Here is a 23,155-nt window from a genome sequence, read left to right as displayed (position 1 = left end):
TGCAGCAGTACGGTGGCCTACAAGAACCTGAGGGCCGAGAAGCCGCTCACGGACAAAGAGATCGTCGAGATCGCGAAGAACCTCGGAGACGTCGCACAACGGCTACAGAGCGCCGAATCCAAGGCCAAAGCAACCCTCTACGAAACCCTGGGCGTCACTGTCCGCTACGAAAACGCCACGAGGACCGCGACCGTCAGGTCGAGGCCCTCGCATGCGTATCGTTGGAGTACGTGTCCGAGGTCTGAGTTGCGCGCCAACGATACGCTCGCGGTCGTACAAGGACATCTCGACCTCAAACCAACGGCAGCCGGTTCCACGCTGCGGTGATCCAACTCCGGGCGAACCGGAGGTCTGCGCGCACACGCGAAGGTCTGCAGCCGGCGCCGCCTCATCGGTCCGTCACGGGCGCCCCTTGTTCTCCTTCCGGCGCTGGCAACCCGACCCGCTCGTCTCCTCGATGTCCGCAGACGCGACCGTCCTTATCGCGGTAACACGCAACTGACATCGGCGCCGTCGCGTCTCGCAAAGAGTTCGCGCAGAAAGCCTGTACACCGGTTCGAGTGGCTACCATCGGCTCGGCCGGTCGTAGATGCACCCCGGGAAGGAGCAGGACGGTGGCGTGGGAAGAGTGGGACCAGCTCAAGGGCGAAGCGCTGGAGCGCCAGCAGGGCATGCAGCTCAACCAGTATCCAGCCGATGCCGGGCCGGGCGGAGCGCCCCCGTTACCCAGCGAGACCGGTGACCTCAAGGTCACGCAACAGGACCTGGCCAAGATCGGCAGTCACGCCCACACCCTCCACAACCAGTTGTGGGACCGGGCCAGGCTCGACAACACCAGTGTCGGCAAAGCTGCGGGTGACCTGAGCACCCAGGGCTTCGCCCTGGGCTCCGGGCTGCAAGAGGTGTACAACCAGTGGTCCAAGCAGCTGGATTCGGTGCTCGACGCCTGTGCCCAGATCTCCAACCACATGCAGGTCACCAAGAAAATCCATGCCGGGGACGAGGCGTACATCTACCGGCAGATGAGCAGCATCGACACTCTGGACGCCGGCTTCGACGAGCGGTCCGGCCCGCCCGGCGGGCAGAATCCGATCTACGGCGACAAGAAGAAGTAACCACGTCACGGGGGCGGCCGACCGATGGATCTCGACGCACTGCGATTCGCCAACTTCAAACTCCTCGATGAGGCGGTCGAGGACTGGGACTTGATCGTGCGCAGCCTCAAGGAGCTGGCCGAGGATGCCGACAAGGGCCTGCACCAAGCGGCCACCAAGGCCAACTGGGCCGGCGAGAACCACAAGGTCACCAAGGCCTTCATCTACAAGACGTCAGGCGAGATCCAGGACGCGCACACGCAGGCCAAGTCCATACACGCCATTCTGAGCGACACGGCCGCAGAGCTCCGGTCCAGTCAAACGAAGCTGAAGACCGCGATAGACAACGGCCTGAAGAAGAACCTGACCGTGATGGACACCGGGAACGGCACATTCACCGTCACCATGAACATCCATCCCGACCGGGCCGCGGAGGGATACACGCCGCCTTCCCACAGCCAGAGTGACGTGACCGCACTGTGCAAGGAGGTCACGGACATCCTCACCGCTGCCACGGAGAGCGACAACTCCGCGAGCAAGGTCCTCAGCTCACTCGCCAAGCAGACCGCCTACGGCTTCTCCGACCGGACCTACAAGGACCGTGACGCCGCAGCCGCGGCCCTGAAGGAGGCCGAGGAACTCGCCGCCATCGCGAAGAAGAAGCCGACCGACCTCACCACCGCCGACATCGACCGACTCAACAAGAGCCTCGTCCAGTACTCCGACGACCCGCTCTTCGCCGAACGGTTCACCACCTCGCTCGGTCCCAAGGGACTGATGGACTTCTGGACCGGTCTCCACGACTCCAACCAGACCGGCCGACTGCTGTACGAACGTGAGGACAAGCTCGACGACCTGCAGCGCAACCTCGGCATGACGCTGGCGGAGGCCACCCAGAGCCAGTCGGCCGACATGGCGTCCTGGAAGGGCCGCATGGTCGCCATGGGTGACGACTTCGTCGGCTCGGGCCGTCAGTACATGGGCTTCCAGGTCATGGGAAACCTGCTGCGCACGGGCGACTACGACGACGACTTCCTGAAGAGCTACGGCACCGCCCTGATGCGGACCGAACGCGAGCGGTCCGGGAACGGCGACCAGTCCGAGTTGGCCTGGGCGCACGTCGGCGACGGCCCTTGGCTCAACCACCTCGGCGAGGAGAGCGGCCGCGACCCGCTCTCCGGCTACCTCAAGGCCCTCTCCAACAGTCCCGATGCGGCCACCGACTTCTTCCACCAGGAGTTCGTCTCCAAGGAGGACTCGCCCTTCGAGAAGGAGGGCGAGGACGGTAAGAAGAGCAACGTCGCGCTCTCCAACTTCGACTACATCTTCGGGGAGCGGTGGCCCGAGGAGAGCACCGACAACAAGGAGATCGTCGGCGCCAGGAACAACCTGGGTCTGGCCCTGGAGGCCGCGATCACCGGGCACCCGGCGGGCGAGCTGCCCGTGGCCTCGGAGGCTCCTCCGCACACCGCCGACCAGGCACGCCTGATGGAGAGGATGGTCACCTCCATCGCCGAGAAGCCCGAGCTGCTCACCAACCACCAGGTCATGGGCGACAGCTTGGGGCAGATCACCTCAGAGTACCTGCCGGACATCAACCGCGCGGTCGCCAACGACTCGGACGGGGACGTCGACGCGCTCTTCCCTGTCGCGGGCACGGCGGCCGACCTCAAGCACGCGGACGTGGCGGCGCTCATGGTCTCCGTGGGCCAAAACCCGGAGGGCTACGCGGCTATCGAGGTGGCCAACAAGGCGTACATGGCCAACCTGATGGACTACCACTTGAATCCGGACACTCCGCCGGAGTACTCCAAGAATCTCGTACAGACCGTCACGAATATTGCGGAGGGTTCCGGTCAGATATCGGGCATGCTCTCGGTCGGCCAGCAGGAGGCCATCGTGGGTCCCGCCCACCAGAAGGCCGAGGACTTCAAGAACTCGGTGGACGTGTGGAAGGGCGTGACCAGCGGGGTGATCGGTACGGGCATCGGGGTCGGCACCTCGTTCGCCGCCACCCCGGCCGTCGGCGCGGTGGCAGGCGGTGCCGCGGGCACCATCAGCGGGGCGATCGTGGAGATGTTCTTCCAGCAGTTCGAGCCCACCGACCTGGAGGAGGCCGGTCCCAAGTCGGCAGCGGCGTGGGAGGAAGGGCTGTTCAAGAACTCCGCATACACCGAGAAGGCCGCGGAACTCGCCGCCCAAGCCCACCATCGCACAGACCTCCAGGACATGGGCATCGACGAGACTGCCCGCACGGCCTCGCAGCAGGGGTTCAGGAACGGAGGCACCGACGTCCTCTTCATGGCCCCCCATCTCAAGACCGAGATCGAGTGACCTTCCGTTCCCAAGCCGTTCTCCCGGTCTCCCGACCACCCCTCACTGAAGGACTTCCCCCGTGTACCGCACCTTCGCATTCACCACAGTGACCGTCCTTCTCGGCGCCCTCGCCCTCACAGCTTGCTCCGATGGGGACGGCACCGTTGGGAAGCGGGCATACGAGGTTCCGGGTGCGCTGTGCGGGATAGCGCTCGACCCCAAGTACCTGGAGCCTTTCCTTCCCGGTGGCAAGGTCCTGACCACGAAGGAGACGGCTCCGAACAGCGGAACAACGCAGTGCAGCGTACTCGTCGACGGCGACCCCGTTCTGCGCCAGACCCGTACCTGGTGGGCGCGCGGGGAGTCTGCCTCTTCGGTGGCGCGTGGATTTTGGGGGATGAAGGGCGCCAAGATGTCCGACGACGCCCGCTTCGTTCACTCGGGCACCGGCGGGGTCGGCAAGACCTCCTCCTGCACGTCCGCCGAGCACCCCGAGCAAAACCTGTACGCGGCAATCCAGGTGTTCGATCCGGACAGGGCGGATCCGGCCGCCGTGGAGAAGCTGGTCACCGCGTACACCAAAGCGGTCGAGGCCTCCGAGGAGTGCGACTGACCGAGCGACGGCCGGCAACTCTCACAGCCCGGCAGCGGGAGTGACGCCGGCGGGCGATACCCTCCAGGTTGAGTACTCGGGTGAGCAAGGTCAGGTTGCCCGCCGTATGGAGCAGTGCCTGTCGCAGTTCCCTTGCTTCGGTGCGGTCATGGCCGTCAGGCATTGCCCAGTGCTCTTCCCAGCTTTGCGGCATCAGGTGTTCGATGGTCAGCTTGCCGTGGTGGACGACACGCTCGGTCCGGCCCGTGTACGACGTGCTCTCCAGTTTGGCAAGCACGAGTCGTAGACGCGCCCTGGTGAGTTGCTTGTAGAGGGGCTACGTGCGCAGGACGTATCGCACGTCCTCGTCCCGAGGCCAGAATCCGGATTCCGCGTCCTGCCGAAGCAGGAACGCCCCCACTGCTCCCGGATCGTCCTTGGTCTTGAGCTCCTGCAGCAGGTCAAGAAATAGCCGGTTGTAGTTCTTCGTCGTCAGTCGACTGACCATGCGCCGAACCAGGTAGGAGTCCAGAGCGGCTATCGCCTCAGCACGATCGTCCTCGCTGTACCTGGTCACCAGCCACATGCGGACAGGAATGATGGTGTTGGCGTCCAGCACACGCAGGACGCTCAGGAAGCGTCCCTCGGGCGTCTCTGCCTGCTCTTCGGCGGTCAGCCATACACCGCTGATACACCGCGGCTTGGTCCACCATGTGGCGCACCAGCACAGGCAAGCCCGTTCCGGTCTCACGAAGGAGCCTGCGGAACGTCAGGAAGAGCTCGGGAGCCTGTACCTCCTCCGCGAGTTCACAGGTGAGGAAGACATCCAACGCCGGGCGCTTCAACCGCCCCTGTCGCACCTCCCGACGCCAATGCGGCGTCTCCAGGTGCGACCACACATCTCGGTGAAGCGTGTGGAGCTCGGAAATTCGTCGCTGCAGGTCAAGCCGCATATCGGTACTCGTTGATGACGCCGCCCAGAATTCGGTGCGTAGGAGTTCGCGGCCTGCGGATTCGTGTACGGCGACGGGTTGTTGGCCTGCGTCTGGCGGTAGTTGGTTGCGGGCCCGGTGGGGGCGGTGCTCGTTGTAGTGCCGCTCGTAGGTGGCCAGGACGTGTCGGGCGTGGGCCTCGCCCATGATGAGGACATGGTCCAGGGCCTCGCGCCGTATGGTGCCGATCACTCGCTCGCAGTGGGCGTTCATCCGAGGAGCCCGCGGCGCACTCTTGAGGACCTCGATCTCCTCGGCTTCGAAGACAGCGTCGAAGGGCTGGCCGTACTTGCCGTCGCGGTCACGCAGCAGGAAGCACAGGGACTCTATGCGCGCGCCCAGATCGGCGGCGAGGTTCCTGGCCTGCTGTACCGCCCATTCGCGGGTGGGGTTGGCGGTGACGCCGGTGATGTGCAGGCGTCGGGTGGCATGTTCGATGAACGCCATTGCGTACAGCCTGCGTCCGAGGGCGGTGTCGAGGTGAAAGAAGTCGACGGCGACGATGCCTTGGGCCTGGTTGGCGAGGAGCTCTTTCCAGGTCGGGCCGGTACGGCGCGGGGCTGGATCGATGCCGGCCGCGTGGAGAATCTCCCAAACTGTGGAGGCGGCGATGGGGTGCCCGAGTCGGGCGAGCTCGCTCTGGATCCGCCGGTGACCCCACTGTGCGTTCTCGCGAGCGAGCTGGAGGATCAGCTTCTTGAGTGCTGCCTTGGTCGGAGGCCGTCCCGTGCGGGCGCGCCGGGCGCTGTAGTCCCACTTCGCGGCGATGAACCTGCGGTGCCACGCCAATGGGGTCCCCGGCGTGATCGGGAAGACCTCGCGCCAGCGGCGCCGGGGTATCAGGCTCTAGAGTGAAGCCAGCCAGAACCGATCTGCGGACTCGTAGCGAACTGGGCCGGTGATCTGACGGCGCAGCACCGCGCTCTCGTGGCGGAGCACGAGCAACTCTGCGTCCCTGGCGGTGTTGCGGCGGAGCAGCACACCGGGGACGGACAGCAGCCCGCGGGTCACCTTGTACAGCATCGAGAGGATCACGGCGGACATAATCCCAGCCAAGAGGGCTCTATGCCCTGACCTCCGGCTATGACTTTACGAGCCCACAGGTCCAACGAGCCCGCCCACGAGCCGATCATCACTACCCGCCTCTTCGAAGAAGCGCAGAAAGCCCGCCGCGAACGCTCCCTCCGGCACGGCGGCCGCCCCGAACGCGACACCGCCACCGGCAACCGGCCCTACACCCTGCGCGGAGGATCCGGTGCGCACTGTGCGGGAGGAAGATGCAGCCCGCCGTCATCCGCGACAACGTCTACTACCGGTGCGAGTTCCGCGAGACGGATTTCAGGCACTCGACCTCGACCACCCGCGCACCGTGTACCTCCGCGAAGACACCATCACCCCGCGCCTCGACCGGTGGATCGCCCACGCCTTCACCCCCGACCGGCTCACCACCACTCTCACCGCGCTGGCCCACGCCACCGCAGCGGCAGCTAAGGCCGCTGCCGCCGGCACCCCCGATGAGGACCAGGCACGGCGAACACTGAAGGAGTGCGACAAGCGCCTCGCCCGCTACCGGGCCGCACTCGCCGCCGGAGCCGACCCCACCGTCGTCACCCAATGGATCTCCGCAGACGCGACTACTTCGGCGGCATGGTCCGTGCGCTCCAACATACTGCGTGCTCGGACATGATTCTCGGCACCCACACTCTCGGAGGTGGTGACGTCACGAAGGATCAGGACAGGGGAGGGCGCCTCGACCCCCTCCGGGCGGGGCGTCACAGCGAGGGAGCCGACGCACGACAGGAGCCCGTTGATCGTGGCCGGCCGCCCAGGCCCGTCGTGCCGAGACAGGCGGAACATGCCGGGTGCTCCAGCTGCCGGCGACGGGCACTCGATACGCGGCATGACTCGGATTGAGCATCTGGCCAGGACGCCGCACCCCCGCGCGACGCCGGCGCACGCCTCTCCCCCTCCGGGAGGTCCCTACAGCGGCAGACGGGAGGGAGTCAGCAGTCGGGACAGCGACGCTTGGCCGTCCAGGTGCGGTCTCCGATCTGTACGGTCAGCGGGCGATCCTCGTCGACGGGTGGGAAAGACACCCCGTGGAGGGCGAGGCGCGCCCACTCCGGGTTGTCCAAGTACTCGGGAGCGATGTGGTGGCAGCCGGGGTGGTGGGCGTAGCCGGACGGGGAGATGAGGATGCTCTGGCAGGCGTCTGCCATGGGATGCTCCTTGGTCGGTGAGCGGGCCCGCCCTGGTGCGGGCGGGCCGGTGGTCGATGGGTTAGCTGCGGACGCCAATCTCGGTGTCGGGCGGCAGTGAACCCGCTCCAACCTGTCGCCAGGTAGGCCAGGTTAACCTGACAGATAGGTGAAGCCCTTGGTAGATGGGCTTTCGACCAAGAAAGCCCATCTCCACCAGAGGCTTCGTGGGTTGTCACCCTTCCGGCGTCGCCGTGTCCAGCTCTGCCCTGCGCTTTCTATCCGCCAAGCTCCGCCGGCACCGCCGGGAGCTCGGCACTTGGTGGCAGTGCCTGAGTCACGGGCAACAGGCCCTGCTCACAAGCGCCCACCTCCGCAACAGCCGCCCCTGCGCCCAGCTCGCGGTCGGATTCGTCATCGGCATCGGCACGACGACCACCTACCGGTACGTCGCCGAGGCCGTCGACCTTCTAGCCACACTCGCCCCGACCCTTGTGGAAGGGCCCGAGCGGCATCAACGAAGGCGTTCGTGCTGCTGGACTGCACCCTGCTGCCCAAGCGACTCCTCCGCGAACGGTGGTGCTCGACCACCCGCATCACCAGCCTGGTCCGGGCCGTCCTGACCCTGCATCTGGCCAGCTCAGGCCGATGATGGAAAGAGCTCAAGGTCTGAAGCCGACAGTGGGGGTCACCAAACGCAAAGATCCGAAACCGGCCGACCGCATCCGGATGGCGGTTACCGTGGATGTGGCGGATCACGCGGATGCTGGGGGCGGCATGGGACTGGCGAACGAAAAGATCATTTCTCAGGTGGAGGACCTGCTGCGGGGTAGGGTCGTCATTCCCTCCATCCAGCGCGACTTCGTCTGGATGCGGCCTGACGTACGTGACCTTTTCGACTCCCTCTACCGGGGCTATCCGGTCGGCGCCCTGCTGCTCTGGAAGACCGGCCTGAACGTCCCGTTCAAAACTGCCGCCGTCGTGCAGACCGACAAGACGACACATAAGCCTCTCTATCTACTGGACGGGCAGCAGCGGCTGACCTCCCTTGCCTGGGTCTACCGACCGGAGTCGAAGGCCGATGGTCGGCTCATCGACCTCCGCTTCAACGTGCGCACCGAGGAGTTCGTCACCCCGAGCGCCGTGCAACGCAAGGATCCGCTGCTGATTCCGGTGTCGACGCTTCTCCAGGAGAACGCCCAGTTCTATCAGGTCCTCCACAAGGCCGGGGTGCCGTACGACGATCCGAACTTCGACATATGGACCCAGCGGCTGCAGAAGGTGAACAACATTCGGCAGCACCAGATCGCCGTCATCACCTACGAGTCCGACGACTATGAGGAGGTCGCCGAGCTCTTCGCCCGACTGAACAAGGGCGGCCGCCGACTGTCCAAGGGCGATCTCGTGTACAGCGCGATCGCGGCCCGCTGGAACGCCGGCTTGGACACCATGGATGCCTTCCACCAGGAACTGCGGGACAGCGACTTCGACCTGAACAGGGAAGCGGTCCTGCGCCTCATGAGCCTCCTCGCGGGCACCGGCGCCCAGCACATCAAGCTCATCGGAGCGGAGGTGGACGAGACCGCGCTGAAGGAGGCGTGGCATGCCACCGAAAAGGCCCTGCGCTTCGCCATCGACTTTCTGAAGGGCGAGTGCTCGATCCCCAGGTCCGAGATTCTCTCCTCGCCGAACGTCACGATCGTGCCTGCTCTGCTGCTACACCACCGGAGCGGCAAGCTGCGTCCGGGAGAGGCGCAACTGCTGCGTCGCTGGGTCTACACGGCGATGGCCTTCAGCCATTACTCATTGCAGGTCGAGGGCAAGCTCGACGCGGAGGCTCGGCTGATCAGGTCCCGTTCCGGGGAGGACCTGTTCGCCGAGCTCATTCGCCGAGCCTCCGGCCCTCGCTCCCTGGACAGCGCCCTCCATCCAAGGGACCTCGAGCAGAAGTACTCCACGCACGCGTTCTTCAAGTTGCTCTACATCGCCGCGCTGCGGGGCAGGGCGCGGGACTGGGCGACCAACATCGCCATCAACGATCAGCCGATGAACAGCGGCTCCAGGATCGAGTTCCACCACGTGTTCCCTCGCGCCCAAGTCCAGGGCACGTATGCGAAGGAGGAGTGGAACAGCCTCGCCAATCTGGCCTTCGTCACCGGCCAGACCAACAAGATGATCTCTTCCAGGCTGCCCGCCGAATACATGGAGGGCGTCGCGCCGGAACGCCTGGCTGAACAGTGGATCCCAAGCGACTCGGAGCTGCGGTCCCTCGACCGCTTCCCGGACTTCCTGGCTGCGCGCCGGAACTTGCTGGCCAACGTCCTTAACGGGCTCCTGGGGCTGCCCACCTACGACGGGAAGAGCACTCGCCAGGAAGCCGACGAGCTTCCCGCTGACGAGTCCGTGATCGCAGAGGATACCTCCGCGCCCGCGCTGGTGAAGGCAGACGTTCAAGCGCTGCGTACGGAGCAGGGCGTCGAGTTGCACGCCATCTATGAAGGTCGGCGCACCACCGCCTACTACGACCCGCCGTCCCGCACGGTGACGGTCCCCTCCGGCCCGGGCCGCGGCGTGTACGAGTCCCCCAGCGGGGCGGCGGTAGCCGTGGTACGAGCCCTCAACCCACACGTCAACCCGAACCGCAACGGGTGGTCGTTCTGGACCGTCACGGCAACGGGAGCGCTCCTGCAAAGCATCCGGTGAGGTCGACTCGTCGCGCCCGGCTGCGGGCATGCGGCCAGCCCGTGAAAGCCATCACCTCTGAGCAGGACTGCCGTGCCTTCGCGAGGCACGTCCCGGTTATCTCCCTCCACGGTCGTGAGGTCTGACGTAGGTATGGCCCTTCGGCAGCTTGTGACTCCCCGCGAGGCCGGCACGTCGGTGGGCATCCGCATATGCCGCTCGGGCCTCTTCGCTGGCCTCCTTGCCCAAGTGGTCGATCTTCATCAGGTGGCCGGACACTCCATGCCGCGAGGAGGGACCGGGCAGGTGAATGACCCGCTGCGACTTCTGATCGCCGTCGCCCCTGGGTAGTTCGAACGGTCGATAACACACGAGTCGGACCTTTTTCTCACCCTGCCGTGCGGGGAAGGCGAGGATTCCTTCAGGGCTCCGACTGCCGGTCTGCCATGTCAGGCGCTTACTTATCACCAGCCTGTCAACGACCGCTCGGACGGCATCACCCGGCACCGGCCGTCCGTGGCCGTGCAGCCGTCCGACATTGGCGATCAGGTTGGACATCGGCAGGAGTGCTCGACCGTTCTCGTCCAGATACCCCAACTTGCGAATCGTCTCCAGCACTGCTCTGTCCAGGGGAGCGTCAAGGGCGCTCTTCGAAGACATGGGAAGCTCACGTACGACGACCTGAGGGTCGTACGCGTGGAGGAACTTCCTCCGCGCGATGAAGACGGGTCGTTCCAACGGTGTCACGCGCAGCTCGACCTGCCCGTTGCTCAACTCTGCCATGATCCTGGTTCCGGGCATGACCTGCGCCCGGGGCCAGCGCACGCCGGAGATGCTCTCCTGCACCGCCTTCTTACGACGTACGTCCAGCAGGACCGTGGGCCATGCCCGGCCGTCGTGGACGCGGACTACCGTGGCCTTCCGGAGGTGCGGTGCCGCCTCTGGAGGCAGTGGGCACACGGCATGCTCCAGGTGGTGCTCGCGGAGCACGAACGTCCACCTGATCCCGGACCGGGTTTCGAGTACATCGTGCGGCTCCCCGGGGTCACATCCCTCGATCAGCAAGACGTCGTCCTGGCCAGGAGGATCACCCTCGAACTCTCCACGGATGTCCGGGACTTCGTTCGCCTTATTCAGTCGCTCAGGTACCTTTGCCACTCGGTCCTGTTCGACATTTGGTACCCCGGCGTCGCCCAGTTCGTAGCAGCGCAGACAGCACACACGGCTGTCGGCGCCGGCTCCGGACTCAACCGCAACCGTGGTATCGGCGCTTTGTCGTCGGCACCGCTCGCAGACAAATGAGAAGGGGGCTGCAAGCCGAAGCAGCGCCCAACCGGAGCGTGCGGGCCGACGTTCCAGAATCTTGGTCCCCCATGGCACTGAAGCGTGTGCCTTCATAATCCCCCCCACCTGACCGCATCCTCGTGGCCAGTCACCAGACCCGTTGAATCCCCCATGACCGTACGGTCTACACGCCCAGGGCCCCTCGCACTCCTGTGCTCCTCCTGGGCGGACGCCCGCCCCCGGGCTCTCGCCGCCGGACAGAGGGAGACGCGCAAGGCAGCGTTGCGCACCGCCGCCGAAGCCGAAGAGCGGCATCCGGTGGCGGTGTACGCGGCTCAGGCAAGCGACTCATCCTGGTCGTCGGGCGACGGCGAAGAGGTCGGCAGTGCGTCCTCCTCACGGAGCAGCTGGATCACGCGAATCTCCTGGTCGTCCTCGGCGTCGCGGGCCTTGTCGAAATCGAGGTCGACGATCAGGTCGCCACCCGACTTCTCCACAAGGAAGCGTTCGCGGTACGCGTCACGCGCCGCGACGGCGATCTGGTCGATCAGCCTGTAGCTCAGGCCCGCGCCGACGATCATGCCCGCGACGGGGACGAACTGACCCAGCTTCCTCTTGACCAAGTTATGCCCGAACTTCTCCGCGAAGCGTTGGGCGATCTTGACGAGCACCTTCTCGTTCAGCTTGGCCCACGGCACGTTCCTCACCAGCATCTGGGTGAGCTGCGAGAGTTCCGCGTAGGCGGCGGCCTTCGCCGACGTGCCCACGGAGAGCCCGAGGGCGATCACGGACATCACGAAGACTTCCTCTTCGGGATCGCGCGGGTCATAGCCGTAGCAGAGTGCGGTCGAAGAGACTGTCCGCGTCGAGAGACCGAGCATGAGCGTCGCGTCCGCGGCCATCGCACCCGCCACCGTGCCGATTCCCGGCGCGGCCGCCACACCGGCTCCGGCCACCGACCCGGCTCCGGCAAGCAGTTCCCCACCGGTCACGACGGCGCCGGAGGTGAGGCCGGTCGCGGCAGCCGAGAGGGCATGGCCGTAGCGCACCAGGTTCTGCTTCGCCACGGCGTCGACCACACGGAGATCCAGACGCCGGATCTCGTCCAGCTCGGTGATCTCGTGCCCGGCTCGCTGGTACTGGGCGATGACGCGCTTCTTGCTCACCGTCCGGCTCGCGGTGTCTCCGACGGCCTTGCCGACCCCTCTCGCCGCTCCGTGGTACGCGGCCGTCACTTTGTCGGCTCCCGGGACGTTCTTGGCCTTCTCCCCGAGCGCGGCGAAGCGTTCCCTGGCCTGCTGCGGAATGAGCTGCCGCGCCTGCTTGCCCAGAGCGTCCTCCTTCCGGTTCTGCAGCCGGTCCCACTCCTTCTGTTCGTAAGCAGAGAGAGTCATGTCGTTGCCCCCAGTCTGGGTATGTCGTGAGCCATCCCGTACGTTGCGGCTGCTCGTTTGTGCCGGACGCGGGACTGTGGTCGGTGGTGCGCCGAGAGCTTCGCCACCCGGCGAGTCGCGGTGCAACGGTGGTGCCGCTGATCCCCCGTACAGCCGGCACGACATGTGGTGCCGGCTGCCCCCTGGGGGAGCTTCACCGCGTTGCAGAATACGCAGACGGCGCGCCCGGTGGAGGTTTCCGGGGCGGTTCCTGAGCGGCTCGCCGAGAAACCGGGCGGTCAGGGGCCCGCAAGATGCCCGCGTGCGTGCTAGGCATGGCACATGGCCATCCCGCGATCGCGGGCGCCCTGCTCGGCGCGCGCTGGGGCTGCTCGGGCATTCCGCTGCAGTGGCAGCAGGACGTGAGCGGATGGCCCGGCCTCACCGCGCCCGACCTGGTCGGACTCGCGGTCCGCACCGCCAGGGGCGGCGCAGACGACCCGCAGGGGTGGCCCTCGGTGTCGCGGATGCCCGAGGGTGCTCATACCGCTTTCGCGGTCCCGCACCCGCACGATCCCGGGTGGTGCTGGGGAACCTTTGGCCCTGGCCCAGGGGTCCGAGCCGGTCTCGGTCGACGCCGTGGACTCGCTGTGCCGCGTCGGCACCGACCCGGTCCTGCCCGGCAACGACATCGAGCACGTCCGTGTCTGGCTGGTCGACAGTCAGGGAGAGAACGCCAACCCCCACTACGTCCTGGATCAGGCCGCCCGTCAGGTGCTGCGGCTGCGCGAGGAGGGTAAGCGGGTCCTGCTCCACCGTCTCGCCGGGCAGAGCCGGACGCCGGCCGTGGCTGCGCTCTACAGCTGCCTGGCCACCGGCACCGACTCCGCGTCCGCGTCCGCGCTGAACGACCTGCGCGAGGCGCTGCACGCCGGCTGGACACTGCCGTACCACCCGGAGATGCAGGAGGCGGTGCACGAGTTGACCGCCGGATACGCCGCGCCCGGGCGAGCGGCGAGCGAGCGGGCCGTCCCCTCGCAGGACACCGCTGCCGGGCAGCGGCAGGAGCTGCTGGATTCAGAGCCGGTGGAACCGACGCAGTTCGTGCGGCGGAAGGACGCGGTGTCCCGGGTCCGCGGAATGATGCTCGGGCTGGCGCTGGGCGACACGCTGGGCGCTGCGGGCGGCAAGCTGCCGGACGAGGGACCGCTGCAGGCCGGGGTGAGCACCCAGCTGGCCTGCTTCACCGCCGAGGGCACCATCCGGGCGTGGGTACGCGGGCAGCTGCGAGGCGTCTGTCACCCGCCGTCGGTGGTGTGGCACGCCTGCAGCCGGTGGATGGCTCTGCAGGGGCTCGAGGTCGAGCGGATGCGGAAGCGGTGGGCCGACAGCGCGGAGCTATGGCCGGACGGATGGCTCGCCCGGGTGCCCGCGTTGGCCGAGCGGCGCGGCTCGGCACCGTCGACCGTGAAGGCGCTGTCCAAGATCGAGCAGGGTAGTCCGACGGCCAGTCGCGGGTGTCACGCGCTCACCCGTACTCTCCCCGTCGCCGTCGTCCATGCCGCCGAGGGCCTGGGTACGTCGGCTGAACTGGCTCGGGAGATCGCCGGCCTGACCCACGGGGACCAGGCCGCTCAGTCCGCCACCGTTCACGCGGTCGTGCTGGTCGGTCACTGCCTGACCCACGCCGATGAATCGGCTCACAACCGGCGGGGCGGAGCGCGGGAAGCGCTGCGGGCAGGCATCCGAGCGCTCGTCAAGTCCGACGGCCGCCTGACCGGCCATGAGCTGGACCAGCTCGAGACCGCGCTGCAGAGTGCCGAGGCCCATCCCGTCGAGCCGGGACGGCTCGCGAAGCTCGCCCCGGACGTGACCGCCCCGTCGGCCCTGCTCGGGGGCCTCTACGTGGCCGCGTCCTTCCCCGGCCGGGACCAGGTCGCCGCCGCCCTGCGCTTCGCCGCCAGAGCACCGGACGGGGACTCCGTCGCCTGTGTGACCGGCGCACTGCTCGGCGCGGCACACGGCTTCGAGGCACTGCCTGTCGACCTGGTCAGCCGCCACGAACTGGCCTGGGTCCTGCATCGGATGGCCGGCGACCTTTTCACCCAGTTCGCCGACTCGCCCGCCGGCTACGAGTACAGCTCGGGGTGGGACCCTTACTGGTCCGAGCGCTATCCCGGTTGGTGCGCCATCACCAGACAACACCGTGTCGAGCACGCGCGGCCAGGACGCTCCCGAACCCAGCCGGGTACCGTCCGGATATCACAAGCACCACTCCTTGGACAGCACCCCCATCAGTTCGTCCTGCCTGGCCTTGAGTACTGCGGGGGTCCATTCACTGTGCTGGAGTACCTGGCTGGTCAGAGCGAACGGGACCACTCCCCCACGACCGGTGAAGTACTTGGCCTTCTTGAGGGCGAAATCGTAATTCTGCGCCGCTGAATTCTTGGCGCGGTTGAGCAGTACGAGGTTCCCCAAGCGGTGTGTCCAGTGTGCACGCTGGTCCTCGTCGAACAGCTCGATCCACTGCGAGTTCTCCCTCGGGTTCTGCGGCAGGACGTGTTCAACGGTGATGAGGGGATGGTCGTACCTCACACCCTGGCCACGAGCCAGCAACTCGTCGAGACGGAGCAGGACGTACTTGCGGATCTTGCCGACCAGATAGAGATCACCGTCAAGCCTTGCCTTGGTGTCCCTCTTCTCGTCGTCCTTCAACTCAAGAGCCGGGGAGTCCAGGCCCTGGCGGTCATCGAGTTGGCGGAGCAGCTCCGCGTAGCGTGTGACGCGGGGTGTCGTGTAGACGCGGCGGACGAACATACTGGCGGCCAACCGCTCCAGGGCACGCATGAAGGCGTTGAGCCACTCAACGTCACCCTCGTGGTGACGCAGTGCCCACAGAGCCGGAGGGCGCCAGTCGTTGTTGTCCAGCTGCAGGAGCCTCCTGAACCAAGCGTTCACGGACTCGGCGCCGGCGGCGACTTCATAGCGAGCCTCCCGGATCTGAGCGTATGCCTCTGCGTAGGGCTGGAGCACCTCGTTGACGAAGACCTCGGCCCTGTCGGGCAGGTAGCGGCTGAGCACCTGGTCGGGGAACTCCTTCAGCAGTTCCTGCTCTCCTCGCTTCTTGGCGTAAATCATCCGCAGGTGCAGGAAGAGTTCGGCGAAGCCGTCCCGCCCCAGCATCTCCTCGGCGTCCTCCCATACGATGGCGCACGCTTCGGACGCTTCGGCGTCAAGATCTCCGATGATCTGTGACTTGAAGATGTCCGTCGGCGACAGGTCCAAGCCGCGCGAGTTCATCACGCTGAAGATGCGGTGCGCGCTCTCGAGGTCGGGAGTACTGACGACAACCAAGAAGGTCCGGCCTGCGAGCATCTGCGCCAACTCCAGGCGCTCTTCCTCGGTCAGCTCGGTGAGACTGCGGTGCAGAACGGTGGTGTTACGGAGGATGGCCTTCTGCGCATCCGTGCGCAAGGCCTCCTCCTTCAGGGTGAGCAGGGTGCCCACCGCGCCCTTGGTCTGAACGTACTTCTCGAAGAAGTCGGCGTCGCGACTGCGCAGGGTGAGTCGGGGCCTCGGGGCCAGTCCGCGGATCTTGGCGCCAGGCTCCATGACCAATCGGTCCAACTCGTCGCGGAGTTCGGGCTCCTCTGTGAGGTCACGCAAGACCGAAAGAACGATCGTCAATGTTGTGAGGCGCTGCTGGCCGTCAATGACGTCAGCCTTGGGGACTCCACTGCTCTTGACGAGCACGATGGACCCGAGAAAGTACGGCTCGTCCGGCTTCCTGTCCAGAGCTTCCCGCAGGTCCGTCAGCAGCTGTACCGCTTGCTCCTCCTGCCATGCGTATGGACGCTGATAATCGGGGATCTGGAAGTCGTAGTCACTGCTGAACACCTTGTGCAAGGGCATCTCGTGCGCTTCGAGCTTCTGCATACAGTCGATGATGTCTGAATAACGGCACTTCGCGTCACTCGATCACGTCAACTGCCCGAAGATCCTGCAGTGCCGGCGGTCGGCCACCGCCGTCCTCCCCCAGCGAAGACGATCGGCCCTGCCAACCGGCAAGGACACAAGAAAGCGCTCGCCTCCCTCACGAGTCTCACAAAGGCGGAGCTCAGAGGATCACCGCCACCGGGGACAAAGCTGCGCGCGAAATCGAGAGGCCGCTCACGGAGAAGGATCACCGAGATCACCAAGAACCTCGGAGAGGTCGCACACCGACTGCAGAGCGCCAGCGCCGATCCCGAGGCAAAGCGGCGCTCTACGAAGCCCTGGGAGTCACCGTCAGCTACGAAAACGCGACGAGGACCGCGACCGTCAGGTCGAGGCCCTCGCATGCGTATCGTTGGAGTGTGTGTCCGAGGGGTGAGTCGCCCGCCAACGATACGCTCGTGGTCGCCCAGCGACAGCTTCTTCTGTAAGTGAGCGCGCCGACTCAAGCAACGGCGGGAGGGCCTACAGACGTTCCCCCCTGCCAAAGAAGGGCTGACGCGCCGCAACAGACAGCGGGGCGGACGTCGTCATGGCGACTTTGACGGACGCCCGACCCCCAGGTCAGGATTCCGCCCAACGAGGCGAAGCAGCGAATACGCCAAGCGGATCGCCGTGAGCGTTCCGGGCTCACCACTGCGGAGGGATGAGAGATGGCAGGCGTGCCTCAAAGGCAGACGGCTCGCAGCACTTGTTGACCTGCGGGCCTCATTCCGATTAGCCACTGCGGGAATCGAGATTGAGACAACTCCGACTGCAGCACCGAACCGGCTCTTCCGAACATGCGTCCTGTTCTACGGTGCCAGCAGTGATCCAGGACGTGGGAGGGGCCATGGAGCAGGCGAGGACGGCGCTCGCCGAGCGGATCGCGGAGCACAGAGCGGGTGCCGGGAATCCGCGGGCCTTGGTCGGCGAGATGCGCCGGTCGGTTCTGCTGGTGCCGTCCGACGGCGGTGGCGGTTTGTGGTCGGCGCATTCGGGTGGTGTGCGGTGGATCTGTGCCTTCACCGATGAGGAGGCGCTGGCGCGGTTCGCGCGGGAACGCGGTGCGGGTGACCGGCCGTTGGAGTACGCGGCGTTGCTGGGTGCGCGGATCGTGGACGAGATCGTGCCGGGCCTGGGTGAGCCGGCCGGGCTGGCGGTCGACATCGCGACGCAGGACGGGTCGATGTTCTTTCCGCCGGTGACCGGCATCGTCCCCGACGCCGCAGCCGTGGACACCAATGCGGAGGAGGACGGCCGTGGGCGGTGACGGCATGGACCTCAATTTCGACAAGGCGTCGGTGGCCAAGTTCACGCAGGGCGTGGGCGCGACCATCGACCAGCTCGGCGACCTCGGCGGGGCCACCGGGTCGGTGATGGGCAAGGGTTTCTCGTCGCTGGCGATGACCGGCATGGAGGCCGGCCACCACGGCCTGTCCGTCGATTTCGAGGACTTCTGCGAGCGGTGGGAGTGGGGTGTGCGGGCCCTGGTGAGCGACGCGTCCGCGATCGCCAACCGTCTGGGCCTGGCGGCGGGCACGCAGTGGGAGCACGACCAGTACGTCGAGGGCACGCTCAAGGTGGGGGTGAACGCGCTGGCGGGCGGCAATCCTCACGCCACGGAGGAGGAGATCGCCCAGCAGGATTGGGGCGAGGTCTTCACGCCCGACTACCTGGATCCGGACTGGAGCAAGGAGTCCTTCGAGCAAGCCGGTCAGGACATCGAGCAGACCTGGAAGGACACCGGCCGCACGGTGATGACGGAGGGGCAGGGCGGCCGCCAGGCGGACATGCTCAACCAGGCGCTCGGCATCACCGACGACCAGTGGAACCAGGCACTCGACGACACGTTCGGGCCGTCGCCCGAGGAACGCGCCCAGCAGCAACAACAGCAGCAGAGCGGTGAGCACGGGGGGAACTGAGCATGGGTTTCGGCGACTTCATCAGGGACATCACGCCGGACTCGGTGGAGGACGCCGTCGAGGACGGCGTCGAGTGGGCCGGCAACAAGATCGAGGGCGCGGGCGACTGGACCGCCGACCGGCTCGACGACGTCGGCTGGGAGTCCGGTGCGGACTGGGTGCGTGAGCAGTCGCGTTCGGTGGCCAACCGGATGGGCGCCGAGGTCGACGAGATGGACCTCGGACAGAGTGAGGACAAGACCAAGCTCATCTACGGCAGCGCCGACAAGATCCGCTCCACGGCCGAGAAGCTGCGCGGCTTCCAGAGCGCGTTCGACAACGCCGGCGAGGGCCTGCGCGGCCTGGACTCCTCCAAGCTGAAGGGCGAGGCGGCCGAGGCGCTGCGCAAGGCGGTGAGCACGCAGCCGCCGAAGTGGTTCACCGGCGCGGACGCCTGCGAGAAGGCCGCCGCCGCACTCGAGGCGTTCGCCGGGACCGTCACCTGGGCACAGGGGCAGGCGCAGACCGCGATCGACAAGTGGAAGGAAGGCGTCAAAGCCTCCGAAGAAGCGGCCGACGCCCACCGCAAGAAGATCGACGACTTCAACAAGGCCGTCGACCGTCACAACGCCGACCCGGAGAAGTACCCGGCCGGCGGCCTGCCCCCGCGCCCCTCGCCGACGTTTGCCGATCCGGGCAAGAAGCTGATGCAGGACGCGCAGGACATCCTCGCCGACGCCCGCAAGCAGCGGAACACCGCCGCAGAGACGGCCCGCAGTGCCGTCCGCGCCGCCCGGGACACCGCCCCGCAGAAGCCGTCCTACGCGGAGCAGGCGCTGTCCGGTCTGCAGGAGATGCAGATCATGGGCGACCACGTCGGCGGTGGCATCATCAAGGGCACCGCCGGGCTGGTGAACTTCGTCCGCGGCATCAACCCGCTCGACCCGTACAACATCACCCACCCCGCCGAGTACACCACCAATCTGAACAGTCTGGCCGCCGGTCTCGTGGTCGCCGTCAACGACCCCGTCGGCACCGGCAAGCAGATGGTCAGCGACTTCATGAAGGACCCTTCGGAGGGCTTCGGCAGGCTCATACCCGACCTGGCGCTCACCGCAGCGACCGGCGGTGGAGGCGCGGCGGTCAAGGGCGTGCGCATAGCCGCGGACGCCTCGAAGGCCGCGCGGCTGCGCCGGCTGCTCGACGACGTCCCCGACGGCACCCACAACCGCCCCGACCACTCACGGACCACCGACGGCACCGACCCCGTCGACCTCGCCTCGGGCCGGATGTTCCTCCCGCAGACCGACGTCGCACTGCCCGGCATCCTGCCCCTGACGTTCACCCGCCGCACCGAGTCCGGCAACCCGTCAGGCCGCTTCCTCGGCCCCGCATGGACCTGCACCGCCGACGAAAGCCTGACGGTCGACGCGATCGGTGTCGTCCACGCCACCCCGGACGGCCTGCTGATCACCTACCCCCACCCCGTCCCCGGCTCCCCCACCCGCCCGGACTCCGGCACGGCCCGCACCCTGCTGGAACGCGAAGGCGACGGCGACTACACGCTCACCGACCCCGACACCGGCCTGGTCCGCCGCTTCACCGCCCCGCACGACAGCGAGCCCGGCGGCGACGGCACCGCCTGGCTGACCTCCCTCACCGACCGCAACAGCCACACCATCACCATCGACCGCACCGACGACGGTCTCCCCCTCGCCCTGGTCCACTCCGGCGGCTACCACGTCAAGCTGGCCCTGGCCGACGGCCGGATCACCGCCCTCACCCTCGCCGGAGCCGGGCAGGACGGCTCCGACCTGCCGCTCATGTCCTACGGCTACGACCCCGACGGCAACCTCACCGCCGTCACCAAGCCCTCCGGCGCCACCACCACCTTCCTCTATGACGACCGACGCCGCGTCACCGCCTGGATCGACTCCAACAACAGCCGCTACGACTACACCTACGACGACCACGACCGCGTCGTCGCCGAAGGCGGCAGTGGTGGCCATCTCCAGGTCACGTTGGCCTACACCGAGCCCGACCCCGACACCGGCCACCGCACCACCAGGCTCACCACCGCCGAAGGCCACACCACCCGCCACCTGATCGACCACCGATGCCGGGTGATCGCCACCACCGACCCCCTCGGCCATACCACGCGCTTCGTTTACGACGACCACGGCAAGCTACTCAGTCGCACCGACCCCCTGGGCCGGACCACTACCTTCAACTACGACGAGGAGGGCCGGCCGGTCGGTGTCACCCGACCAGACGGAAGCGAGCTCCGCACGTTGCGCGACTCGCTCGGTTTGCCCGTGGAGATCACCGCCCCGGACGGAGCCCGCATCCAGCAGTCGTTCGACAACCACGGAAACCGCACGTCCGTCACCGACCCGGTCGGCTCCACGACGCGCTACACCTACGACCGCGCCGGCTGCCTCACCTCGGTCACCGATGCACTCGGCGCCACCACCACTGTGCGCTGCAACCCACTCGGTCTGCCCATGGAGGTCACCGACCCGGTCGGCAGCACCAGCCGCCTGGAACGCGACGCACTCGGCCGCCCGCTCCGCGTCACCGATCCCGTGGGAGGCACCACCCGTCTCACGTGGAGCGCCGACGGCCAATTGGTGAGCCGGACCAATCCCTCCGGAACCACCGAGTCATGGACCTACGACGGCGAGGGCAACTGCCTCACACACACCGACTCGAACGGCGGTGTCGCACGTTTCGAATACACCCACTTCGACCTGCTCACGGCCCGTACCGGTCCGGACGGTGCCCGCTATCAGTTCCGGCACAACTCCGACCTGCGCCTCACCCAGGTCACCGACCCGCAGGGGCTCACCTGGACCTACGACTACGACGCTGCAGGCCGACTCACCTCCGAGACCGACTTCGACGGACGCACCATCAGCTACCGTCTCGACGCGGCCGGACAACTGACCACCCGGGCCGACGCCCTCGGCGCCACCGTCGCCTTCGAACACGATCAACTCGGCCGGGTCATTCGTAAGGAGGCCGGAGGTCAGGTCACGATCTTCGGCTACGACCGCGCGGGCCGGCTCGTGGAGGCGCTCGGTCCGGATTCTCAGCTCCGCTACCAGTACGACCGTGCAGGGCAGGTCAAGACTGAACTGGTGGACGGGCGCCCTCTGACCTATTCGTACGACAAGCTCGGGCGACGAACCCGCCGTATCACTCCCACCGGCCACATCACTCGGTACACGTACGCCCCAGACGGACTTACCAGACAACTGATCACGGGCGACAGGGAGATCGACTTCTCCTACGACGCCGAGGGCCGAGAAGTCGTCCGCGCCTTTGGGAACGCAATCCAGATGACGTCCGCCTGGGACGAGACCGGGCGGCTCGTCATGCGGTGCATAACCTCCGAGGGGCACACCGTCAACAGCCGTTCCTACGCCTACCGCGCCGACGGACATCTACTCTCCGTCACGGATGGGCTGAACGGTCCCCGCGCCTTCGACCTCGATCCTCTTGGCCGGGTAACTGCCGTCCGGGCCCCGGGCTGGACGGAGCACTACGCGTACGACAGCACGGGCAACCAGACCTCTGCATCCTGGCCGCAATGGCACCCCTCCAGCGAGGCCACTGGTTCCCGCAACTACAGCGGCACCACCATCACCCATGCAGGAGGCGTCCGATTCGAACATGACGCCCTCGGCCGCATCATCCTGAGGCAGAAGACCCGCCTGTCCCGCAAACCGGACACCTGGCGCTACGAGTGGGATACCGAGAACCGCCTGACATGCGTCATAACCCCCGACGGAACGCGTTGGCGTTATCGATACGACCCGTTGGGCCGCCGCACCGCAAAGCAACGCCTCGCGGACGACGGCACGACAGTGGTGGATGAGGTGCGGTTCACCTGGGACGGCCTCACTCTGTGCGAACAGACGGAACAACGTCTTGATATCCCGCACACAGTCGCACTCACGTGGGACCATCAGGGCCTCGCACCCCTGACTCAGACCGAACGCCTCTTGACCTCCGACAGCAGGCAGGAGGAGATCGACCGACGGTTCTTCGCCATAGCCACCGATCTGGTCGGCGCTCCGACAGAACTCATCGACGAGTCTGGAGGCATAGTTTGGCGCACCTGCTCGACCCTCTGGGGTGCCACCGCTTGGACCCGGGACAGTAGCGCCTACACCCCTCTCCGTTTCCCCGGTCAGTATTACGACCCCGAAAGCGGCCTTCATTACAACCTGTTTCGTCATTACGACCCGGAGACAGGCCGCTACGCGACTCCCGACCCGCTAGGCCTCGCACCCGCACCGAACCCAGTCACCTACGTGGACAACCCGAACACGTGGAGCGATCCGCTCGGCCTGGCACCGAACGAGTGCCCCTACCGCGTGCAACGCGTGCCCGAAGAAGAACTGGGCACCTTGTACCATTACACAAGAGAAAGCTCGTACGAGAAGATACTCGAAAGCAATGAGCTATACGCGTCACTCAAAGCTGAGAATCCGAAGGATGCGCGTTTTGGAGACGGTCAATACCTCTCCGATATTCAGCCAGGAACTAAAACTGCTGGCCAGCTTTCGTACGCCTTCCTTCGAGTCCCCTACGCGGGCCACAAATACACCCATTTCATCGAAATCGACGTCAGAGGGCTTGAAGTACTGCGAGGAGTTGAGCGCCCCGACGTCTTCCTGATCCCCAATGATGGGTCGCTCGACCTGACGGGACGCATCGTGAACCACGGAAAGAACTGAGAA

General features: G+C 66.5%; 16 protein-coding genes and 4 pseudogenes. 12 read left to right on the top strand and 8 right to left on the bottom strand.

The window, feature by feature from the left end; translation table 11 throughout:
* Nucleotides 1–12: 12 nt before the first annotated feature.
* The 4 genes from Sfr03f_RS30185 to Sfr03f_RS07155 all read left to right on the top strand — a co-directional run bounded on the left by Sfr03f_RS30185 (nucleotide 13) and on the right by Sfr03f_RS07155 (nucleotide 4,023).
* Nucleotides 13–327, top strand: coding sequence for a hypothetical protein (locus Sfr03f_RS30185; protein WP_159105575.1), 315 nt, complete (start codon nucleotides 13–15; stop codon nucleotides 325–327).
* A gap of 287 nt (nucleotides 328–614) precedes the next feature.
* Nucleotides 615–1,115 carry a hypothetical protein gene (locus Sfr03f_RS07165; protein WP_108952816.1) on the top strand — a complete coding sequence of 167 codons (501 nt, stop codon included), beginning with the start codon at nucleotides 615–617 and terminating at the stop codon, nucleotides 1,113–1,115.
* A gap of 24 nt (nucleotides 1,116–1,139) precedes the next feature.
* Nucleotides 1,140–3,428 (top strand): DUF6571 family protein, encoded by a 2,289-nt coding sequence (locus Sfr03f_RS07160; protein ID WP_108952815.1) that lies wholly within the window; start codon nucleotides 1,140–1,142, stop codon nucleotides 3,426–3,428.
* A gap of 61 nt (nucleotides 3,429–3,489) precedes the next feature.
* Nucleotides 3,490–4,023, top strand: coding sequence for a hypothetical protein (locus tag Sfr03f_RS07155; protein WP_108952814.1), 534 nt, complete (start codon nucleotides 3,490–3,492; stop codon nucleotides 4,021–4,023).
* Here the strand turns inward: Sfr03f_RS07155 and Sfr03f_RS31655 are convergent.
* From Sfr03f_RS31655 to Sfr03f_RS31090, 4 genes and pseudogenes are all read right to left on the bottom strand, one after another.
* A pseudogene (locus Sfr03f_RS31655) lies at nucleotides 3,977–4,318 on the bottom strand (HNH endonuclease family protein); the annotation flags it as partial. The gene Sfr03f_RS07155 and the pseudogene Sfr03f_RS31655 overlap by 47 nt on opposite strands.
* Before the next feature lie 21 nt (nucleotides 4,319–4,339).
* Nucleotides 4,340–4,621, bottom strand: a complete 282-nt coding sequence (locus tag Sfr03f_RS07145; protein WP_108952812.1) for a hypothetical protein — start codon at nucleotides 4,619–4,621, stop codon at nucleotides 4,340–4,342.
* A 323-nt stretch (nucleotides 4,622–4,944) separates the two neighbouring features.
* A pseudogene (locus Sfr03f_RS07140) lies at nucleotides 4,945–5,837 on the bottom strand (integrase core domain-containing protein).
* Nucleotides 5,838–5,840: 3 nt separating this feature from the next.
* Nucleotides 5,841–6,050 carry a hypothetical protein gene (locus Sfr03f_RS31090; protein ID WP_245967436.1) on the bottom strand — a complete coding sequence of 70 codons (210 nt, stop codon included), beginning with the start codon at nucleotides 6,048–6,050 and terminating at the stop codon, nucleotides 5,841–5,843.
* Nucleotides 6,051–6,363: 313 nt separating this feature from the next.
* On the opposite strand from Sfr03f_RS31090, the gene Sfr03f_RS30180 reads away from it, so the two are divergent.
* Nucleotides 6,364–6,681 carry a hypothetical protein gene (locus Sfr03f_RS30180; protein WP_159105574.1) on the top strand — a complete coding sequence of 106 codons (318 nt, stop codon included), beginning with the start codon at nucleotides 6,364–6,366 and terminating at the stop codon, nucleotides 6,679–6,681.
* Between the two features lie 316 nt (nucleotides 6,682–6,997).
* Here Sfr03f_RS30180 and Sfr03f_RS07130 read toward each other — a convergent pair whose 3' ends face one another.
* Nucleotides 6,998–7,213 (bottom strand): hypothetical protein, encoded by a 216-nt coding sequence (locus Sfr03f_RS07130; protein WP_108952810.1) that lies wholly within the window; start codon nucleotides 7,211–7,213, stop codon nucleotides 6,998–7,000.
* Nucleotides 7,214–7,377: 164 nt separating this feature from the next.
* Between Sfr03f_RS07130 and Sfr03f_RS07125 the strand changes: the two are divergent.
* The 3 genes and pseudogenes from Sfr03f_RS07125 to Sfr03f_RS07120 all read left to right on the top strand — a co-directional run.
* Nucleotides 7,378–7,748 (top strand): annotated as a pseudogene (locus Sfr03f_RS07125) (transposase family protein); the annotation flags it as partial.
* Complete coding sequence (locus Sfr03f_RS31780; RefSeq protein ID WP_435841930.1) at nucleotides 7,722–7,844, top strand: hypothetical protein; 123 nt, start codon at nucleotides 7,722–7,724, stop codon at nucleotides 7,842–7,844. The pseudogene Sfr03f_RS07125 and the gene Sfr03f_RS31780, both read left to right, overlap by 27 nt.
* Before the next feature lie 29 nt (nucleotides 7,845–7,873).
* Complete coding sequence (locus Sfr03f_RS07120; protein WP_245967435.1) at nucleotides 7,874–9,895, top strand: GmrSD restriction endonuclease domain-containing protein; 2,022 nt, start codon at nucleotides 7,874–7,876, stop codon at nucleotides 9,893–9,895.
* A 96-nt stretch (nucleotides 9,896–9,991) separates the two neighbouring features.
* Here Sfr03f_RS07120 and Sfr03f_RS07115 read toward each other — a convergent pair whose 3' ends face one another.
* Together Sfr03f_RS07115 and Sfr03f_RS07105 are read right to left on the bottom strand one after the other, a co-directional pair.
* Nucleotides 9,992–11,032: a hypothetical protein gene (locus Sfr03f_RS07115; RefSeq protein ID WP_159105573.1), complete on the bottom strand. Its 1,041-nt coding sequence runs from the start codon at nucleotides 11,030–11,032 to the stop codon at nucleotides 9,992–9,994.
* 461 nt (nucleotides 11,033–11,493) lie between these two features.
* The gene (locus Sfr03f_RS07105; protein WP_108952807.1) at nucleotides 11,494–12,552 is read right to left on the bottom strand and encodes an EcsC family protein; all 1,059 of its coding nucleotides are present in this window, start codon (nucleotides 12,550–12,552) and stop codon (nucleotides 11,494–11,496) included.
* A gap of 939 nt (nucleotides 12,553–13,491) precedes the next feature.
* On the opposite strand from Sfr03f_RS07105, the pseudogene Sfr03f_RS30755 reads away from it, so the two are divergent.
* Nucleotides 13,492–14,583: pseudogene (locus tag Sfr03f_RS30755) on the top strand (ADP-ribosylglycohydrolase family protein); the annotation flags it as partial.
* A 210-nt stretch (nucleotides 14,584–14,793) separates the two neighbouring features.
* On the opposite strand, the gene Sfr03f_RS07095 reads toward Sfr03f_RS30755, so the two are convergent.
* Nucleotides 14,794–16,467 carry a DUF262 domain-containing protein gene (locus Sfr03f_RS07095; RefSeq protein WP_108952806.1) on the bottom strand — a complete coding sequence of 558 codons (1,674 nt, stop codon included), beginning with the start codon at nucleotides 16,465–16,467 and terminating at the stop codon, nucleotides 14,794–14,796.
* Nucleotides 16,468–17,356: 889 nt separating this feature from the next.
* Here Sfr03f_RS07095 and Sfr03f_RS07090 point away from each other — a divergent pair.
* The 3 genes from Sfr03f_RS07090 to Sfr03f_RS07080 are packed head-to-tail and all read left to right on the top strand — an operon-like array spanning nucleotide 17,357 to nucleotide 23,152.
* Nucleotides 17,357–17,776, top strand: a complete 420-nt coding sequence (locus Sfr03f_RS07090; protein ID WP_108952805.1) for an SseB family protein — start codon at nucleotides 17,357–17,359, stop codon at nucleotides 17,774–17,776.
* Nucleotides 17,766–18,428, top strand: coding sequence for a hypothetical protein (locus Sfr03f_RS07085; protein ID WP_108952804.1), 663 nt, complete (start codon nucleotides 17,766–17,768; stop codon nucleotides 18,426–18,428). The genes Sfr03f_RS07090 and Sfr03f_RS07085 overlap by 11 nt, the downstream gene beginning before the upstream one ends.
* A gap of 2 nt (nucleotides 18,429–18,430) precedes the next feature.
* Nucleotides 18,431–23,152, top strand: a complete 4,722-nt coding sequence (locus Sfr03f_RS07080; RefSeq protein WP_108952803.1) for a putative T7SS-secreted protein — start codon at nucleotides 18,431–18,433, stop codon at nucleotides 23,150–23,152.
* The last annotated feature ends 3 nt before the right edge of the window (nucleotides 23,153–23,155 follow it).

The organism is Streptomyces fragilis (genome assembly GCF_003112515.1).
Lineage (GTDB): Bacteria > Actinomycetota > Actinomycetes > Streptomycetales > Streptomycetaceae > Streptomyces > Streptomyces fragilis.
Note: the sequence above shows the minus strand (reverse complement) of the source record. Positions and strands in the feature narration are given on the sequence as shown.

Bases quoted from the DNA above. Each gene is read 5' to 3' on its own strand.
- Sfr03f_RS07160 (WP_108952815.1), top strand. From the start codon at position 1,140: ATGGATCTCGACGCACTGCGATTCGCCAACTTCAAACTCCTCGATGAG.
- Sfr03f_RS07130 (WP_108952810.1), bottom strand. From the start codon at position 7,213: ATGGCAGACGCCTGCCAGAGCATCCTCATCTCCCCGTCCGGCTACGCC.
- Sfr03f_RS07095 (WP_108952806.1), bottom strand. From the start codon at position 16,467: ATGCAGAAGCTCGAAGCGCACGAGATGCCCTTGCACAAGGTGTTCAGC.
- Sfr03f_RS07105 (WP_108952807.1), bottom strand. From the start codon at position 12,552: ATGACTCTCTCTGCTTACGAACAGAAGGAGTGGGACCGGCTGCAGAAC.
- Sfr03f_RS07090 (WP_108952805.1), top strand. From the start codon at position 17,357: ATGGAGCAGGCGAGGACGGCGCTCGCCGAGCGGATCGCGGAGCACAGA.
- Sfr03f_RS07080 (WP_108952803.1), top strand. From the start codon at position 18,431: ATGGGTTTCGGCGACTTCATCAGGGACATCACGCCGGACTCGGTGGAG.